The organism is uncultured Pseudoteredinibacter sp. (assembly GCF_947500695.1).
GTDB lineage: Bacteria > Pseudomonadota > Gammaproteobacteria > Pseudomonadales > Cellvibrionaceae > Pseudoteredinibacter.
The window spans coordinates 48,394-66,148 of record NZ_CANMSS010000002.1; the positions used below are offsets into that span (position 1 = coordinate 48,394).

Here is a 17,755-nt window from a genome sequence, read left to right on the forward strand (position 1 = left end):
AAAAGACACTACTATGAAAGATATTGTAATTGCGGGCATCGGCATGACCGGGCTTGGCAAAATGCCCGGGCGCAGCGTAAAAGACTTGAGTGCAGAAGCCGTTAAACTTGCGCTTAGCGACGCTTGTGCCACCGTTGATGATATCGAAGCCGCCTGGTTTTCCAACACTCGCCAACAAATGTTAGAAGGGCAAAATACCATTCGTGGGCAAATTGCTTTGCGACCGCTGGGCTTTGAATCTATTCCCATTTGCAATGTGGAAAATGCCTGCGCCTCTGGCTCTTCTGCACTTTATCAAGCGGTCACCCATATTCGCGCTGGAATGGCCGAAATAGTTTTAGTGCTTGGCGCTGAGAAAATGTTTTTTCCTGAAAAACGTGACGCCATGTTTCAAGCTTTTATGGGTGGCACGGATATATACCGCCTAGAAGAGTTCACCAAAAACATTGAACAAACAGCGATAGACATGATTCCCGCTGAGCTACGGAACGTCGATACCGGCCAACGTAGCTTTTTTATGGATAGCTATGCAGCCCAAGCCAGGCTGCATATGCAAACCTTCGGTACGACACAAGCTCAACTGGCCATGGCGGCTGCTAAAAATCATTGGCACTCTACCATGAACCCTTTGGCGCAGTATCAAAATGATATGAGTACCGAGGAAGTTTTGAATGGTCGCCTGATTAGCTGGCCATTTACCTTACCAATGTGTGCTCCAATATCCGATGGCGCAGCCTGTGCGGTAGTGTGCTCAAGCAGCGCATTAAAAAAACTTCAGAAAAAAGGCTACGACCCCAAGCGCGCAATCAAGATACGCGGCATCCATTTAGCCAGCGGTAAAAATCGCGCTGCCGATGACTTCGCCAACCATATTGGCCGCATTGCCGCTCTGGGCGCTTACGAACAAGCTGGTATTGATGGGCAAGATGTCGACGTCGCTGAAGTACACGATGCAACCGCCTACGCAGAAATTCAACAGATTGAAAACCTCGGCCTGTGTGAAATCGGTGCGGGCGGCACTTTCACCCAAAACGGTGACAGCAAGCTAGGTGGTAAAACACCCGTGAACCCATCGGGCGGCTTAGTTTCAAAAGGCCACCCGGTAGGAGCTACTGGCATTATGCAACTGCATGAACTATGCACTCAGTTACGCGGGGAAGCGGATAAACGCCAAGTAGAAAGTGCAAAAATTGCTGTGGCCGAAAACGGTGGTGGCTTTTATGAGAATGAAGAAGCCGCTACCGTTGTCACGGTATTGGAGCGCCAGTCATGAGCGCAGCACAATCACAGCCCCTACCATTGCCGATAGAGTACGTTTATCGCGGCTTTAAATTAAACCCAGATGCCATTGCCGCCAGCGATGATAGAGAGACGATCAATTATCGCGAACTGCAACTACGCTCAGAAGCTTTGGCGGCTGCTTTAGCTGAGCTTGCCACGGAACCTAGCCGGGTTGCGCTATGTGCTCAAAACCATATTGATCATCTTGTAGGTTTCTTGGCAATTCTATTGGCCGGGCACTGTTGGGTACCTATCAACCCCAAAAACGGTGCGCAGCTAAACCGTCAGCTACTGCAAAAAAGCCAACCTCGCCTAGTCTTGGTTGATGCTCAAAGCGAAGCTACCTTAGCCGACTACCCTGCACAGCGATTATATTTGCGCCAATCGGGTGCCGGCAGTAGCCAAGAACTCAGCGCGCCTTATCGCGGTAAAGCATTCAGCCCTGCCCTCGCAAAGCAAGATGATATCTTTGGTATTAAATTCACTGGCGGTACCACGGGCGAGCCCAAAGGCGTTATGCAAAGTCATCGCAATGTGGCGGCGGTGGTTGAAAATATGCAAGCGCTGTTTGAATTTAACAATGGCGATGGCAATCTTGCTGTAGCGCCTTTAACTCACGGCGGCTCTCACTATATTTTGCCTTTGCTAGCGGTTGGCGGTGGGCAAGTGTTATTACCACAGCCAGATACAGATTTGATTCGCCAGGCATTTCGTGAACGCGGCGCCACAGTCAGTTTTATGCCGCCGACATTGATTTACAAAATTATGGACTGTGGCGAAGAGGCTAAAAGCGATTTCGCAAACTTACGCCATTTAACCTATAGTGCCGCGCCCATGCCGCCAGAAAGAATCGGCCAGGCAATCGATTTTTTTGGACCCAAGCTTTCTACCGTTTACGGCCAGACCGAGGCACCAATGACCATCACGGCGATGACGGCCAGCGATATGAACCAAGCACAACTGCAAAGCTCAGTTGGTAAAGCCTGTTTATACAGCGAAATCGCCACGGTCGATCAGGATGGAAAGCATTTAACGTCAGGGGAAACGGGCGAGATTATCAGCCGCGGCGATATTGTTATGGCCGGGTATTTTGAAGAAGCCGAAAAAACCGCAGAGACTATCAAAGATAGCTGGCTTTACACTGGCGATCTTGGTTACATCGACGACAAAGGCTATCTGTTTCTACAGGGCCGCGCCAAAGAACTTATTATCAGTGGCGGCTTTAATGTTTATCCGGCGGAAGTAGAAAATATACTGAGTGAAATCCCAGGCATTAATGAAGCCGCCGTTATTTCTGTTGCTGATGACTACTGGGGCGAACGCGTAGAGGCCGCCATCTGTGTAGACGACAATTTCGCCCTAAGTGACGACGACCTGAGCCAGCAGCTCAAAGCGGAACTTGGAGCCGTTAAAACGCCAAAAAGCTTCCACCGCCTAGCGCAGCTACCTCGCAACCCGGTTGGTAAAGTTGTGAAGCGTGAAGTAAAAGCACTGATCTATCCAGATACTTGTTCAGATACTTAAGCAGGTTCCAAATATGAGCGATTTAATTAATTTTAATCAGCTAGAAAACTTAAGCGGTAAAGAAAAGATCGAGAAGTTTGAAGCCATGGCCAGCCGCGGTGGCATGGCGGAAAACCTAGGCTATACCGTCAAAGAATACGGCGAAGGCTACGTCATTTACGAGTACACCTTGAAAGATCGCCATGTAAATCTGATTGGCACCTTACACGGCGGCATTATGGCCACTTTATTGGATACAGCGATGGGAGCCGCAGTGATGACTTTGTTGGATGTTGGCGAGCGTCACACTATGACAGATATCACCACCAAATTTATTCGCCCGGTAACGAGCGCTGAAGATGTACTCACCGTTAGAGCCGAAGTTGAAAATGCCGGCCGCCGCACCTTGGCGACCGCCGGTACCATCCACAACCAAGCCGGAAAACTGGTCGCGCGAGCTATTGGCTCAGCCATGAAAATTTAAGACCAATTAACGAAAGCTACGCTTTAAGAGAAACACTATGAATCGTGAAGAGCTACTAAACAAACTAAAACTTCCCGCCATGTGTGCGCCGATGTTTTTAATCAGTGGGCCAGAAATGGTTATTGCCGCTTCTAAAGCTGGCCTATTGGGCTGCTTCCCCACCCCCAATGCCAGAAGTACAGAGATACTTGATGAGTGGATGACACAAATTAAAACTGAACTCGGTGATACCCCCTGGGCAGTCAATATTGTTGTTCACCCGTCTTACCCTCGTCGCGATGCTGACTTGGAAATGATTAAGAAGCATCAACCACCTATCGTGGTAACTGCCTTAGGTAGCCCGGCACATGTCATTGAAGAAGTGCATGCTTACGGCGGCATTGTGGTTGCCGATGTTATATCGCCAAGCTTTGCTAAAAAAGCCGTCGCCGCAGGTGTTGATGGCCTAGTACTAGTTGCAGCAGGAGCTGGCGGCCACACCGGATATCTTTCTCCCTTTGTGTTTGTGCGTGAAGTACGAGAGTTTTGGGACGGCTTATTGATTCTCGGTGGCGGCCTTTCTAGTGGCGCCGACATTCATGCTGTGGAAATCATGGGCGCCGATATGGCTAACCTAGGAACGCGTTTTATTCCAACGGATGAAAGCATGGCGCAAGATGGCTACAAACAAATGGTGGTCGATTGCGGTGCGGATGACATTATGATTTCTGATGCGATTACCGGCGTAAAAGCCAATTGGATGATTCCTTCATTGATTCAAGCCGGCTACGACCCACGCAATATGCCAAGCGCTGCCGGTATTAATTTTGCTGAAGCCGGCGCTGATGCGAAAAAGTGGAAAGATATTTGGGCAGCTGGCCAAGGGGTTGGTGCCAGCCAATCAGTACAGAGTATCGCCGAACTCAGCGCCAAACTCATCAGCGAATACCAACAAGCTCGAGGAAAATAAAATGAACGCCTTAGATAATGTATATATTTATGAAACCTTGCGCAGCCCAAGAACGAAAGCCAAAGCAGGTACAGGTTTATCGGGACTTTCTTCGATTGAAATTATGCTGCCCCTGCTAAACGAGCTTAGCAATCGTGCACCCGGTGCCAAGAAAGCTTCTGGCGATATGATTTTAGGTAGCGCCACCCAAACAGGTGAACAAGGTGCCAATGTGGCAAAGCTCGCTGCTAACACTGCAGGCTGGATTCATTTGCCCGCCATGACTATAAACCGCTACTGCACCTCGGCACTTGATGCCATGGCGATTGCGGCGGGTAAAATTAGTATGGGTGTCGACCAAGCGGTATTGGCTGGCGGCGTGGAAATGATGTCACGCACGCCCATGATGAGCGATAAAGCCCCCGGCTTTATGGACCCGCAAATCGCCACAGCCGCTCATAATCTCCCCCTAGGCATTGGCGCTGATTTAATTGCTAGCCTGCAAGGAATTAGTCGTGAAGAAGCGGACAGCTTTGCATTGCGAAGCCAAGAGCGCGCCTGCACAGCTATTGCTGAAGGCCGCTTTAAGCGCTCTATTGTTGCCATTGAAACCGAACACGGCACCATCGATAGCGATAATGCCCCGCGGGCTGGCGGCACACTAGAAAAACTAGCCGAGTTGCAGCCTTCATTTGCAAAAATGGGTGCTATGGGAATTGATAAGGCCTTACTTGCACAGTACAAAGAACTTGATGAGATCAACCATATTCACCACGCAGGTAACTCACCTGGCATGGTTGATGGTGCTTCCTTGAACTTACTCGGCAATAAAGAAAGTGCCGATGCATTAGGCTTGGAACCACGCGGTAGGGTTTTAGGCTTCGCCAATGCCAGTGGCGATCCTCGCTTAGTGTTAACTGGCGGCATCGACGCCGCTGAAAAGCTCCTAGCCAGTCACAATATGACCGCAAAAGATATTGATCTAATGGAGTTTAATGAATCATTTGCCGCAACCAGCATTCATTGTCAGCGTCACTTTGATTTACAAGATGATCAATACAATGTGAATGGGGGTGCCTTATCTCTTGGTCATCCTATGGGTGCAACCGGCGCCATGTTAGTTGGCATGGCTTTAGACGAGCTAGAACGCCAGGATAAAACGCTGGCCTTGGTTGCCGTAAGTGGTGCAATCGGCATTGGCACGGCAATGCTAGTTGAGCGCGTCTAGAAACCTAAACAGTAAGATTAACGTTTAAAATTAAAACGCTACGACCATAAATTTATTTTACAAAATCAACTAAATTGTTTTGGCGTAGCGTTCACTTATTTTCGTCTCAATCATTTGATTTTTGTGACACAAAAGCAAAATTTTAAAATAGACAAATCTGTCTGAAATTTGTTCGGCTTGGGTTCAGTCTTTATCATTATTATTTCCGGATGAACTTCAGCCCCTCCACTAGCTTGCGATTTTTCCGTGGTGGCGCAATAATCATTTATCACCCGTAAATGGCCAAAGCGATGCGGATTAGAACCCTAGCTGTTTGTATTCTCACTCTCAGTGCAGCTGCAACAACAAGTGCAAAAGAGCACTATCGCATTGGCACCCAAGATTTTGATTATTCTCCGCAGTACAATTTTACAGGTAGAAAAGACAAGGGCTATGCCTGGGCTGTTTTCGAAACCTTCGCTGAGCAAAACAATATAAGCCTTGAATATGTCCCCCTGCCATTAAAACGTCTACAGTCAGAGCTGCGTAAAGGTAATGTCGACTTTGTTTATCCCGACAACGCCCGCTGGCACAAAAACGAAGAGCGCCATCTGCATGGAATGAATTTTAGTCGGGCGCTGACTATGGCGGTCTATGGCACCATGGTGCACCGCCAACGACAAGAAGTTGGCTTAGATAATTTTCGCTCGGTTGCTTTTCCTCAAGGTTTTGTTCCCACTAAATGGCAAAAGCTGCATCAACAGAAAAAGTTACAACTGATAGAAACAAGCACAGCCGAAATTGCCATTAAAATGGTATTGCGTGGCAGAGCAGACGGCGCTGATATTGAATACAGCGTAACACAGCATATTTTGGATAAAATTGGCCATCCCGGAGAATTACAAATGGACGAAGCCCTGCCACTGACGGTGGTTGGCTTTCGCTTGTCCAGCATTCAGCACAAGGGCTTATTGGAAAGGTTCAATATCTTTCTTAAGGAAAATAAAGCATTGATTGATGATTTGAAGGCGGCCTATGGATTACAAGAAAGTGTTCTTGCAGACCGCCATCATCAAGGTAGTTAACAAAGTCGTTCGAATGGCTTACTTCTTACCTAAATTAAACTGATGCAGTAATTGGTTTAAGTTATAAGCCAACTCTAGCAAGCTTTCGCTGATTTGTTTTCCGCGCACGGCATCTTCGCTAGATTGCTCTGCCACTTCGGCAATATTTACTACATTGCTATTAATTTCATCAGCGGCTTGGTTTTGCTGCTCCGCCGCTGTAGCAATTTGAACATTCAATCCATCTAGCACTTTGATTTGCTCGGTAATGCTACTTAGCAAATTGGCAACGGCCTCTACATCATCGGCTTTTTCGTTGGCTTGCTGCCTTACATCATGCATGGACTCTACGGCTAATTTTGCTTCGCCCTGCAAAGCTTCGATGGTGCCTTGAATTTGATCGATAGACTCACGAGTACGAGTTGCAAGTTGACGAACCTCATCAGCTACCACGGCAAAGCCACGACCTTGGTGGCCAGCACGGGCAGCCTCAATTGCGGCGTTTAAAGCTAGCAGGTTTGTTTGCTCAGCAATGCCGGTAATCACATCCAACACGCCACCAACTTCTTGGGTTTTAGTGCCCAGCTCTTCAATTTTGGAGGCATTGCTTTCAACCTCATCACGTAGCTGGAAAATTCCTTGGCGGGTTTTTTCAGCCAGCTGCAAACCTTCACTAGCACTGCTATTGGCCACTTCGGATTTTTCGGCTGCATCTCGCGTATTACTGCGTACAGCGTGTGCCGAAGCATCCAACTCATTGATGGCAGAGGCCACAGAATCAGTCCCGCGTTTTTGACTGAGCACTGCCTCTTTGGTTAAAGAAGAGATTTTATCTAGACTAGTGGCTGAATCAACGAGACGATCGCTGGCCTCGGAAACTTCCAAAAAGCTGCCTTTAAACTTGGCCATCATTGAATTCAAAGCTTTACTGACCGCACCTAGCTCATCATTATGATGCACGGTAATCTCTTGGCTTAAATCCATCTCGCTTTCTACCTTGCGAATGGTGCCCTGCAATCGATTAAGGCGGCGTAATACCAAGCGGTGGAGGGTTAAACTCAATAGGGCGAAACAAACAATAATCAGAAACAACTGAGCACCCGCACCAATCATCACCGATTTACGAATCTCACCATCAACACGATTTAGGTCGTAGCTGATTTTTACCGCACCCAAAATATCGCCTTCTTTTGCCTGGTGACAACCCAAGCAGTTGGTACCCCGATAATTTTCCTCGGCCTTCACCGGCATAATGTATTCGAGCACATGCTTATCTTCGCTTTCGATCATACGAAAACCCGCAATGCCTCTAAGGGCGGCACGCTCATAGTCATCCACAGCCTGCTGATCAGAGAAGCCATCACCATAAAGCTGGCGGGTTTTATCACTACGGATCACCCTGGCCTCTACGATGTCTTGTTGCTGCAGTAGCTTATCCTGGATGATTTTGCGGTTGGCGATTGTCCCCGTCAGCATCATGGCATTGACCGAGTCAAAATAGTTACTGGCCAGGGATTCCATATTGTCTTTAACAAGGCCCTCAGCAAGGGCACGCTCGTCATAATAGAAAACCACAATATTGGCAGTGAGCAGTACCGCCGCAATCAGGCCCAAGGCCCAGTAGATCTTGTTGGCGATAGATAGGGATTTGGTTGACATAATGCACTCAACGTCGATTCGAATACGTATAGTGCTATCGGCTTTTGATACTAAATAATTAGCTTAATGTTATAAGAAAACCCACTCTAAATTGTGGTTTTAGAATGGGTGTCTAGTCATTAGGATAGAGCCTGCTCTAAGTCAGCAATAATGTCTTCTGGATTCTCCAAACCTACCGAAATACGGATTAGGTTTTCGCCAATGCCAATTTCCGCGCGACGCTCTGGGGGCACACAAGAATGGGTCATTGATGCCGGGTGCTGGATCAACGTTTCGGTACCGCCCAAACTCACCGCTAGCATGGCAATTTGCATTTTATCCAGTACCGTAAAGGCCTCTTTTTCTCCACCTTTGATGGCAAAGGCAAAGGTGGAGCCACAGCCTTCACACTGGCGCTGGAAGATCTCATGTTGCGGATCACCTTCTTTTAAGAAGCCTGGGTATAAAACACTCTCTACCTGCTCATGTTGCTGCAGATATTCAGCCACTTGGCGAGCCGAAGCTGAAGAGGCCTGCATACGTACTTTGAGGGTCTCCAAGGAACGCATAATCAGCCAGGCCGTATTTGGGTCCATGGTTGTACCCATAATATTGCGAAAGCCGCGAATACGAGAAATCACCTCGCTATTACCCGCACAAGCACCACCAACCACATCGGAATGGCCGCCAATATACTTAGTAAGTGAGTAAAGACTTACATCGGCGCCATGCTGCAAGGGCTGCTGAAAGATCGGCCCGTACATTGTGTTATCGACAATCAAAATAGGCTTCTCAGCTTGGCCATAGGCTGCGATCAAATCAGCGCAAGCGCGAATATCGATAATCTGATTCGTCGGGTTATCTGGAGTCTCTACAAACACTACCGAAACCGGGCCAATTGCACGGGCCTCTTCCATGGCTTTAGCTAGGCCGGCAGCTCCTTCACTGGAGCAAAAGCCAATACCACGCACCTGATATTGTGACAAAATGCTGCCCAACAAAGCATCGGTGCCGCCGTAAACTGGCTCTGAATAAATCACCACATCACCCGGCTTAGATAAGGCCAGCAAGCTGGTAGAGATCGCCGCCATACCACTGGCCGTTACTAAGCAATCTTCAGCTTCATCCCAAAGTGCAATCCGCCCTTCGAGAATCTCCAATACCGGGTTGTTAAAGCGCGTGTAAATCAAACCAGGCTCTTCACCCGGTGGCAATGGCTCACGACCTGAGGCGTAGTTAAAGAAATCTTTGCCGTGTTGGGCCGAATCAAATACGAAGGTAGAGGTTTGAAACTGCGGGCATTTTACCGCGCCTTCCGAGAGGCTGGGCTGGTAGCCGTAGTGCATCATTTGGGTTTCAGGAGCTAGCTTCTTCGTCCCTAGGTGGCGAGCTTTGCAATCGTTCATGGGCTATCTCTTTTTATAGTGGCTGTCGTATTAGCACTGAATTCATCATCACGCCCAGTATGGCAAAGCCCGCCCGCAATTAACTTGTGATTTTTGCCACATAGGACGATCATAATGGCAGAATATTGCGCACAAGAAACACTTAGAGACAGATAACAATGGATGCCATAGATCGACAGATATTACGCGAACTGCAGCGAAATGCCCGAATTAGCAATGAAGAGCTCTCAGAAAAGGTGAATTTATCGCCTTCACCTTGCCTACGCCGAGTAAGGAAATTAGAAACCAATGGCTTTATTGAAGGCTATAGCGCCAAGGTCAACCAAGAGGCCTGCGGCCTAGCGATGAATGTATTTGTCAGTGTGCGTCTGGAAAAGCCCGAAGAGCACATCATCAAGCATTTTGAAGACGCCGTAGCCAATCTGGATGAAATTGTGGAGTGCTATCTCATCGCGGGTAATCGGGATTATTTGCTGCGTGTTGTGGCAGCCGATCTGAAAGACTATGAGCGTTTTATTCGCGAGCGCTTTTCTAAAGTACCCGGCATCGACTCGATTGAATCTAGCTTTGCTTTCGGTCATGTTAAGCAGCAAGCTGGATTACCGCTTTAGCAAACGGTTATTAAAAATAAGGTATAAAACCACTAGACAGGCACTAGCGTGATCGGATTATAATGTAAGTCTTATAAAGCAACCAACTATAAACGCTATACTTAAAACGTAGCGAAAACGAGCCTTGCCGCCATAACAATAAACCGCGCGCAGGCCCAGGAGCCCAGTGATGATTACTACCCCACAGCCCTTGCGTCAGCAGTATCGCGAGCAAGGTTTTTTTGGTGAGCGCAAACTGCACGATCTGCTTTACGCCACCGCCAGCAAAAAGCCCGACACCATCGCCTTGGTTGATCCGCTAAATCGAGATGATCTTACCGGCCAAGCTGCTCGCTCTCTGAGCTATCAAGAACTGCAAGAGCTAATCGAGCACACCAGCTATGGCCTAATGCATGCAGGCCTTAAAAAAGACGATATCGTTTTTGTGCAGCTGCCCAATATTGTCGAGCTGGTCATCTTATATATGGCCTGTTCACGCTTAGGTGCGATTGTGAGCCCAGTACCCATGCAGTATCAAAAGCATGAACTGGCCGACATCTTGCCGATCTTACAGCCCAAAATCGTCATCAGCTTAAATACTTTTAAAGGCAAAGATCAAAGCACGCCGATGTGGCAAGCGGTAGAACACTGCCACTTACAACTGGATGAAAAGCCACTGCACTTAACCGTAGGGGAAGGCAGCGCTGAACACGGCCAAAGTTTCGATACTCTTTATGCAGAAGCACTTGATGAGGCGATGTGGCAGGGTTACCTAGAAAACAACCCAGTAAGTGCCGATGATATCGTCACCATTTGCTGGACCTCTGGCACAGAAGGAAAACCCAAGGGAATTCCGCGCTCGCACAATCAATGGCTCACTATTGGCCTAGCTACCTACGAAGGCAATAAACTGCAAGATGGTGAGGCACTGTTAAACCCCTTCCCGTTTATTAATATGGCCTCTATCGGCGGCTTGATGATGAGCTGGTTGTACAGCGCAGGCAAAATGGTATTGCACCACCCGATGGACTTGCCGGTCTTTGTGCGCCAATTGATCGAGGAAGATATTACTTACACCCTAGCGCCACCACCGTTGCTTAATAATATTATTAAGCACCCTGAGATGTTGCCGCCCAATACCTTAGCTAAGGTACACACGATTGGCTCTGGTTCAGCGCCTTTAGATGCCTGGATGGTGGAAGGCTTTAAAGAACAACACAATATCGAGATCGTAAATCATTTTGGCTCCAATGAAGGCGTCAGCATGGTCTGCGGGCCAGACGAAACCAATCAAGCCGAACAACGCGCGCGGCTCTTTCCCATTGCCAATAAATTGATCGATACTCGCCTGGCCAACCCAGAAACCGGTGAAATTATCAGCGAGCCCGGCATCAGCGGCGAGCTGCAAATTAAAGGCCCTAGCGTATTCGATGGCTACTATAAAGAGCCCCACAAAACCCAACAGGCCTTTAGTGAAGACGGTTACTACAAAACTGGCGACTTGTTTGAAATTGCCGATGCCGAGTTTTACCGCTTTGTGGGCCGCTGCAAAGATTTGATTATTCGCGGCGGCGTAAATATCGCTCCAGCTGAATTAGATAACTTATTGGGCGCCCACCCTGCGGTAGAAGAGGCAGCCGCTGCTGGCTACCCTTGTGATACCATGGGTGAGCGAGTAGCTGCCTTTGTGGTGTTGAAAGAAGGTGAAGAGCTAAGCCTAGAGTCGCTCTGCGAATACCTAAAAGAGCGCCAAATCGCCATGTATAAGCTACCTGAAAAGCTTATCCAGATAGACGCCATTCCACGCAACCCATTGGGTAAAGCACTACGCTTTAAGCTATCAGAAATGGTATCCTAGCGGCCATGATTCATCAGGCCCAGGGCTGCAAGCCTGGGCCTAATTAACAAAGCTAAGGATTACCATGAAAATTCTAGTACGCACACTTTCTGTACTGATCGTATTAACTTGCGCCCTTATCTGGGTAAAAACCCTAATCTCCCCCGTAGAGATGGCCCAACAACTCGGCCTACAAGGCGAAGGCAATCTAGGCCTAGCCTCTATTCGCGCCGATATGGGCGGTGTATTTTTTATCACCATGGTGCTTACCAGCCTAGGCCTAATTAACAAAGGCAATCACTGGTTCGCCGCTGCGGCCACTGTCATGTTAGGTGCAGCTATTGGTCGTGTTACGGGCTTGGTTGTGGAAGGTTATAGCGAAGCGGCAATTATCCCGCTGGGTGCAGAAGTTGTTTTGATTGCGATTTTGTTTGCGGCTTATAAGAAGGCGTAACTTTCTCAGCCTCGATGTGGGGGCAGAACCTGTTGGTTCTGACCCCAGTATAACTTTCACCTTGTGACGCCTGCCATTTGCTCCACTTACATAGACCAAATAAGGTCTAAGTTTTTCTCCGAATTTTTTACACTCCACAATAAGAAGTGACTAGCGGCTTATCTAGGCTCGCCATCAAAAATTGCTCATTAGCGTTTCCCTAACAATCGATAAATGACAAAGCGCGAATGAAAGCCAAGCTCTAAGCTAGTGCTTCTCACGTTTCGGACAAGCGCAAGGAATTTACTTTCTCTAAACTACTGACACAGCCACCAAATATGATATGGCTGAGCCAATTCCCCCAACACATATTTCCGGCAATAGTTTCCTTTTCAGACATATATACCGAAGCGATTCGAGCGTCTTGTTATGCCGTTTCATTATCGATACGCTTCTGCACGATAGTTTTAACTCGCTATTAGGGATAGGAAATAATATCTACGCATATATTGATATTTCAAAATGTTCTTTACATATTCAAAATCAATAAACGCGTCAGTTACTGCAATTCCTGAATCACTCTTCTAGTTTTAATTTACTAATAATTCAGGAGGATATATGCAGGACGTTACCTATAAAAAAATAGAAGATGTACTTCTCGAGGATCACGCAGACAAATTTGAAGACAAACGATTTCTCTTTGGCTTATTTGGCTCTATCGTGAAGAAAACCACTCAAGAAAAGGTGATTTACAGCTATCGTTACTTCCAGTGCGATGCAGCTGAATTAATAAGCCACGTGCAAGACTTAAATTTCGAAGGCATTGCTAGCCTACCGTATGCTTATGACGAAAATAACGAAGTTGGAACGAGCTCCGTTTGCCTAGATTTACGCTACTTGAAATCTGGAGAGATGGTTGCCGTACAAGTACAGCAGTATATTGATTCTTGTCCAACCATGACAACCGAGGCGAAAATTCTGTTCGAAAACGACTCAAAATCTGTCATCGATATCATTAAGAACAACATCGACTTCACATCTGAAGAATAAAAGAAGCCTAGAAAAACACAAAACTATACTATCACAGCTTTGCAAAGAAATATTTTTCAAAGACAGGTAGGTGCAAAAGCAGATGTTATTATCGAGAGTAGACCTTCATTGATTTTACTTTGAGTCTCTCCAAACCATCACTGGCAAGTTGCAACTACTAGCGGTGACTTAGACTGACATCTCGACCTCGAATTGGGGTCAGAACCTATTGGTTCTGACCCCGGCTTGGCGGAATTACTTATTAGTGTTCTTTTCTTATGCTCGATATTTTTTCGAATGCTCTATTTACCAAGTATCCCACCGTGGTAAACGTTACTAGAAATATCGTCAGGCTTTTTATTTCTGGATCTCCACCGAAGTTCAAGTATGGGCAGATTAGGTAGCATGTTGCGGCTAGTACAGCGGTGATCGTTGCGCTTGTTAGCGAGTGCACTCTTGATTGCATGGCGATTGCCTTTTGATCGTTGGCATTGTGACTAAGAATGATTCTGTATTTTCTAGAAGATTAACTTAGCTTCTACTGCGATCGATAACCTTTGATCGTTTTTGGTTTTAGATTGGGAGTTTTTGTTGGGTTTGGTTTGGGGGATTTGGGGCAAAAGGGTTAGGTTTTAGATTGTGCTTGGGCAAGGGTTTGTTTTTGGGTTTGTCGAGGTATTTTAGTAAGTGGCTTCGAGTGGGGTCAGAACCCTTGGGTTCTGACCCCGGTGTATGCGGGATTTGCTTTTAGTTAAGCTTATCTAGGGGACGGCTCATTTCGGCCCAATCTATGTCGCCGTCGTCGATCATATTTTCATATTCCAGCACACCCAGCGCTTCAAACTTCGGGCGTACGGAATCGGTAAGTAGACCTATACGGCGAAGATTGGGTATTACGCGCTGGAAGAGATGGTTGCGGAAGTTGGTATTGCCTTCGCCCGCTAAAAATACTTGGCGAGCTTCTTCCACATCCCAACCATAGTACTCGAAGACATCGGTAGGGATTAAACGCTCACGCGATACCACACAGGCTTCATAGGCAAATTGCGCGCGCTCTTCTCTTTCTTCTTCACTAAGCGATTTTACGAACTCTTCGAGATAGTGAATACCAAAAGCAACATGACGTGCTTCATCGCGAATAACGTAATTTAAAATATCTTTTAGCAAGCCACCCTGTGGCAGGCGATCGTGCATTGAGGTAAATGCCGCTAAAGCTAGCCCCTCGATAACAACCTGCATACCAATAAATTTTAAATCCCAACGAGCGTCGGTCAAAATTTTATCTAAGATACCTTTTAGGGCGTAGTTGATGGGGTACATTACCCCAAGCTTCTCTTGGATAAATTTGTTGAACACTTCAACGTGGCGAGCTTCATCAAAGGTTTGTGAGCCAGCGTATAATTTGGCATTAAAGGTCGGTGCACAGCTCACCAATTGGGAGGCAACCAGCAAAGCACCCTGCTCACCGTGAAGAAACTGAGCCAAACGCCAGGCATCACAGTGATCGAGAAATTCTTTTTTCTTTTCTGCGCTTAAATCATCAAAAGGCTTAAAACCATCAAAGCCGCCCACTTTGGCACGTACTTCATCCGGCAATAACGTAACCGGCTTGCTCCAATCTAAATCGGTTTCAACATTCCAATTTAGTTTTTTGCCCAGCTCATAAAGCTGCTTAATGCGGCCTTCTTGGAGCTTGTAATCCCAATTGTAGCTGCCAGTTAATGGCGTCTGGAATATCTCCGCCACATCATCAACATCTTGCTCAGTTAGGGGAATATCATCATCCACAGTGATAGCAGCAGCACGACTGTAAAAAGCTACGCTTCTGGGAGTTTCATCAACAAATTTAGCGGGCATCGCGGTCTCCTTATTCATTATTATTACAGGGAGTTCTGATACTCAGTTTAGCCCTAAGCTGTCGATAAAGCCGGACATTTTTAGCGGTAATAATGACAGGAGGAGAAAATTGAGACTTTCGGTCTATTAGCGTGAAATAAATGGTGGTTGGGGCCAGAACCCATTGGGTTCTGACTCCGCTTTTTGGCAGGCACTAGAAAACGCGTTCGTCACCGTAACTGTCGATGGCGCGCTGAATGAGGTAGTGATGAATATCTTGCACCTCTTGCACTGTTAGGTGATCGTTAAAGGCAGCCATGCCTTTATCTTTCAACATACCGCCATAAACAATGCCCATAAAGGATTGGTGGCTAGCGTCGGTCATGTGACGTAAGTCTGGAATTACACCGCCACTTACTGCGTGCAAACCATGACAAAATTGGCAGAACTCATCATATAAAGCACCGCCATTGGCAATCTGTTCAGGCGTACCAGTTTGTGCCGGTGGTTTCGGCGCTTGCTTCACGAGCTTAGGTTGCTCTGGCAATGTTGCAGTGCCGCCAATTTTATAAACCAAAACACGATTCGGCCCCGGGCCTTCATCTTTACCAAAGACAGTGCCGCCAGTAAGGCTGAACATCCCCCCCCAACCGGCCATTACCGCAACATACTGCTCGCCATCTACTTCATAAGTAATCGGCGGCGCTACCACACCGGTTTGGGTATATGCTTCCCAAAGCTGTTTACCTTCACTTGCACTGTAAGCCATTAGCTTGCCTTGAGGCACACCATGGAAAACCAAATCGCCCGCTGTAGTTAACATGCCACCAACACCCGGGGTTGGGTAAACCACTTCCCAAGCCGGTTTTTGCTTGGCGGGATCCCAAGCAATTAATTTACCGCTGGTAAGCTTTTTGTTCATTAAGATGGTTTCATTATCTTCCGCTGGCGGCTTAACCCAGTTCATGCCCAGGTTCCAAATGCGCTCTTTATCCAGCTTCTCGCGGCCATTGTAAAAGTGCGGCATTTCAATTGCTGGGATGTAAACCAAACCGGTATTGGGGTTAAAGGCCATCGGGTGCCAATTGTGACCACCGTAAGGGGCTGGCCACACCATTTGTGTGCGCTCAGTAAACTCAGTGACACTTTTATCTTCAACAGGACGACCGGTCTCCTGATCGACATGGCTAGCCCAAGTTACTTGCACATAAGGCTTGGCCGATAAAAATTCACCACTGGTTCTATCTAACATATAGAAGAAGCCGTTTTTAGGTGCCTGCATAATCACTTTACGTGTGACACCATCCATTTGAATATCGGCCAAAATCATATGCTGAGTTGCGGTGTAATCGAAATTGTCAGCTGGAGTAGTTTGGTAGTGCCAAACATATTCACCGGTTTCTGGGCGTACCGCTACGATGGAAGATAGAAATAGATTATCGCCGCCTTCAGGGCTGCGGATATTTCGGTTCCATGGCGAACCGTTACCAACGCCTACATAAAGTAGGTTTAGCTCTGGATCATAAGCCATAGAATCCCAGGCGGTACCACCACCACCAAGCTTCCACCATTCACCTGTCCAGGTTTTTGCAGCCATTTCCATAGCTTCACTTTCAAAGCCTTTTTCTGGATTGCCTGGCACAGTATAGAAGCGCCACTGCTGCTCACCGGTCTCGGTATCGTAGGCGGTGATGTAGCCACGCACGCCCATTTCGGCGCCACCGTTACCGATAATAACTTTGTCTTTTACGATTCGCGGGGCACCGGTAATTGAATAGGGTGCGCCATCGACGGTTTTCACATTCCAGGCCACTTTACCTGTAGCCGCATCAAGTGCGGTTAAATGGCCATCGATGGTGCCGATATAAACCTTGCCCTTCCAAACGGCTACACCTCTGTTCGCCGGCGAGCAACATAGATAGCGATTATATTCTTTTGGCACCTTAGGGTCGTAGTGCCACAATTGCTTACCGGTTTTAGCATCAAGCGCATAGACCGCACTCCACGCTGTACTGGTGTACATCACACCATCAACCACAATGGGGCTGGCCTCTAAACCTTGCTGATGCTCAACATCAAAGGACCAAGCCAAGCCTAGATCCTTCACATTATCCTTGCTGACTTGATTTAGCGGGCTATAGCGCTGCTCACCATAGGTACGACCATGGGACATCCAGTTGCCTGGCTCTGAGTCAGCAGCAATTATACGCTCGGCCGTGATATTGGCGGTGCTGGGCTCAGCGGCCTCTACTGTTACCTTTGCAGGGGAATCATCTTTGGCGGTTTGATTGCTTTCTTGAGCATTCTTATCACCGCTACAGGCAACTAATGCAAAAGACAGGACGGCTGCCGATAACGGCCGCAAGGATATATGGGCTAATTTCACCACGCGCTCCAAACATATTATTGTTAGTTTGTATTGAGTATCAAACAGCGCGAGATGGAAAGGTAGGCTAGTTTTTGACAATCCGCGACAAAAACTGAGAATGAGCTAGAGTCATTACTCTAGCCCCATATCT

Annotated in this window: 14 protein-coding genes; 10 read left to right on the forward strand and 4 right to left on the reverse strand. The window is 47.4% G+C overall.

Going from position 1 to position 17,755, the window contains the following annotated elements; genetic code table 11:
- Nucleotides 1-13 precede the first annotated feature (13 nt).
- The 6 genes from Q1A08_RS03945 (at nt 14) to Q1A08_RS03970 (ending at nt 6,488) form a co-directional block, all read left to right on the forward strand.
- Nucleotides 14-1,273: a thiolase family protein gene (locus Q1A08_RS03945; RefSeq protein ID WP_299770033.1), complete on the forward strand. Its 1,260-nt coding sequence runs from the start codon at nt 14-16 to the stop codon at nt 1,271-1,273.
- Nucleotides 1,270-2,805: an AMP-binding protein gene (locus Q1A08_RS03950; protein WP_299770036.1), complete on the forward strand. Its 1,536-nt coding sequence runs from the start codon at nt 1,270-1,272 to the stop codon at nt 2,803-2,805. The genes Q1A08_RS03945 and Q1A08_RS03950 overlap by 4 nt, the downstream gene beginning before the upstream one ends.
- 13 nt (nt 2,806-2,818) lie before the next feature.
- A complete protein-coding gene (locus tag Q1A08_RS03955) occupies nt 2,819-3,268 on the forward strand; it encodes a PaaI family thioesterase (RefSeq protein ID WP_299770038.1) in 450 nt (149 codons plus the stop codon).
- Nucleotides 3,269-3,305: 37 nt separating this feature from the next.
- Nucleotides 3,306-4,217, forward strand: coding sequence for a nitronate monooxygenase (locus tag Q1A08_RS03960; RefSeq protein ID WP_299770040.1), 912 nt, complete (start codon nt 3,306-3,308; stop codon nt 4,215-4,217).
- Nucleotide 4,218: 1 nt separating this feature from the next.
- Nucleotides 4,219-5,424 carry an acetyl-CoA C-acyltransferase gene (locus Q1A08_RS03965; protein WP_299770041.1) on the forward strand — a complete coding sequence of 402 codons (1,206 nt, stop codon included), beginning with the start codon at nt 4,219-4,221 and terminating at the stop codon, nt 5,422-5,424.
- A 290-nt stretch (nt 5,425-5,714) separates the two neighbouring features.
- Complete coding sequence (locus tag Q1A08_RS03970) at nt 5,715-6,488, forward strand: transporter substrate-binding domain-containing protein (protein ID WP_299770044.1); 774 nt, start codon at nt 5,715-5,717, stop codon at nt 6,486-6,488.
- Nucleotides 6,489-6,506: 18 nt separating this feature from the next.
- On the opposite strand, the gene Q1A08_RS03975 is transcribed toward Q1A08_RS03970, so the two are convergent.
- Together Q1A08_RS03975 and Q1A08_RS03980 are read right to left on the reverse strand one after the other, a co-directional pair.
- Nucleotides 6,507-8,126, reverse strand: coding sequence for a methyl-accepting chemotaxis protein (locus Q1A08_RS03975; RefSeq protein ID WP_299770046.1), 1,620 nt, complete (start codon nt 8,124-8,126; stop codon nt 6,507-6,509).
- A 119-nt stretch (nt 8,127-8,245) separates the two neighbouring features.
- Nucleotides 8,246-9,511, reverse strand: coding sequence for a cystathionine gamma-synthase family protein (locus Q1A08_RS03980; protein WP_299770048.1), 1,266 nt, complete (start codon nt 9,509-9,511; stop codon nt 8,246-8,248).
- A gap of 158 nt (nt 9,512-9,669) precedes the next feature.
- Between Q1A08_RS03980 and Q1A08_RS03985 the strand changes: the two genes are divergently transcribed.
- From Q1A08_RS03985 to Q1A08_RS04000, 4 genes are all read left to right on the forward strand, one after another.
- The gene (locus tag Q1A08_RS03985) at nt 9,670-10,122 is read left to right on the forward strand and encodes an Lrp/AsnC family transcriptional regulator (RefSeq protein WP_299770051.1); all 453 of its coding nucleotides are present in this window, start codon (nt 9,670-9,672) and stop codon (nt 10,120-10,122) included.
- Between the two features lie 169 nt (nt 10,123-10,291).
- Nucleotides 10,292-11,959 (forward strand): class I adenylate-forming enzyme family protein, encoded by a 1,668-nt coding sequence (locus Q1A08_RS03990; protein WP_299770054.1) that lies wholly within the window; start codon nt 10,292-10,294, stop codon nt 11,957-11,959.
- Nucleotides 11,960-12,023: 64 nt separating this feature from the next.
- Nucleotides 12,024-12,392 (forward strand): hypothetical protein, encoded by a 369-nt coding sequence (locus Q1A08_RS03995; protein ID WP_299770056.1) that lies wholly within the window; start codon nt 12,024-12,026, stop codon nt 12,390-12,392.
- Nucleotides 12,393-12,989: 597 nt separating this feature from the next.
- The gene (locus tag Q1A08_RS04000; RefSeq protein ID WP_299770059.1) at nt 12,990-13,421 is read left to right on the forward strand and encodes a hypothetical protein; all 432 of its coding nucleotides are present in this window, start codon (nt 12,990-12,992) and stop codon (nt 13,419-13,421) included.
- A 726-nt stretch (nt 13,422-14,147) separates the two neighbouring features.
- Here the strand turns inward: Q1A08_RS04000 and Q1A08_RS04005 are convergent.
- Nucleotides 14,148-15,257: a ferritin-like domain-containing protein gene (locus Q1A08_RS04005; RefSeq protein WP_299770062.1), complete on the reverse strand. Its 1,110-nt coding sequence runs from the start codon at nt 15,255-15,257 to the stop codon at nt 14,148-14,150.
- Nucleotides 15,258-15,450: 193 nt separating this feature from the next.
- On the reverse strand, nt 15,451-17,622 hold the full coding sequence (locus Q1A08_RS04010; protein ID WP_299770065.1) for a PQQ-dependent dehydrogenase, methanol/ethanol family: 2,172 nt from the start codon (nt 17,620-17,622) through the stop codon (nt 15,451-15,453).
- Nucleotides 17,623-17,755 lie beyond the last annotated feature (133 nt).

Bases quoted from the DNA above. Each gene is read 5' to 3' on its own strand.
- Q1A08_RS03945 (WP_299770033.1), top strand. From the start codon at position 14: ATGAAAGATATTGTAATTGCGGGCATCGGCATGACCGGGCTTGGCAAA.
- Q1A08_RS03950 (WP_299770036.1), top strand. From the start codon at position 1,270: ATGAGCGCAGCACAATCACAGCCCCTACCATTGCCGATAGAGTACGTT.
- Q1A08_RS03955 (WP_299770038.1), top strand. From the start codon at position 2,819: ATGAGCGATTTAATTAATTTTAATCAGCTAGAAAACTTAAGCGGTAAA.
- Q1A08_RS03960 (WP_299770040.1), top strand. From the start codon at position 3,306: ATGAATCGTGAAGAGCTACTAAACAAACTAAAACTTCCCGCCATGTGT.
- Q1A08_RS03965 (WP_299770041.1), top strand. From the start codon at position 4,219: ATGAACGCCTTAGATAATGTATATATTTATGAAACCTTGCGCAGCCCA.
- Q1A08_RS03970 (WP_299770044.1), top strand. From the start codon at position 5,715: ATGCGGATTAGAACCCTAGCTGTTTGTATTCTCACTCTCAGTGCAGCT.
- Q1A08_RS03975 (WP_299770046.1), bottom strand. From the start codon at position 8,126: ATGTCAACCAAATCCCTATCTATCGCCAACAAGATCTACTGGGCCTTG.
- Q1A08_RS03980 (WP_299770048.1), bottom strand. From the start codon at position 9,511: ATGAACGATTGCAAAGCTCGCCACCTAGGGACGAAGAAGCTAGCTCCT.
- Q1A08_RS03985 (WP_299770051.1), top strand. From the start codon at position 9,670: ATGGATGCCATAGATCGACAGATATTACGCGAACTGCAGCGAAATGCC.
- Q1A08_RS03990 (WP_299770054.1), top strand. From the start codon at position 10,292: ATGATTACTACCCCACAGCCCTTGCGTCAGCAGTATCGCGAGCAAGGT.
- Q1A08_RS03995 (WP_299770056.1), top strand. From the start codon at position 12,024: ATGAAAATTCTAGTACGCACACTTTCTGTACTGATCGTATTAACTTGC.
- Q1A08_RS04000 (WP_299770059.1), top strand. From the start codon at position 12,990: ATGCAGGACGTTACCTATAAAAAAATAGAAGATGTACTTCTCGAGGAT.
- Q1A08_RS04005 (WP_299770062.1), bottom strand. From the start codon at position 15,257: ATGCCCGCTAAATTTGTTGATGAAACTCCCAGAAGCGTAGCTTTTTAC.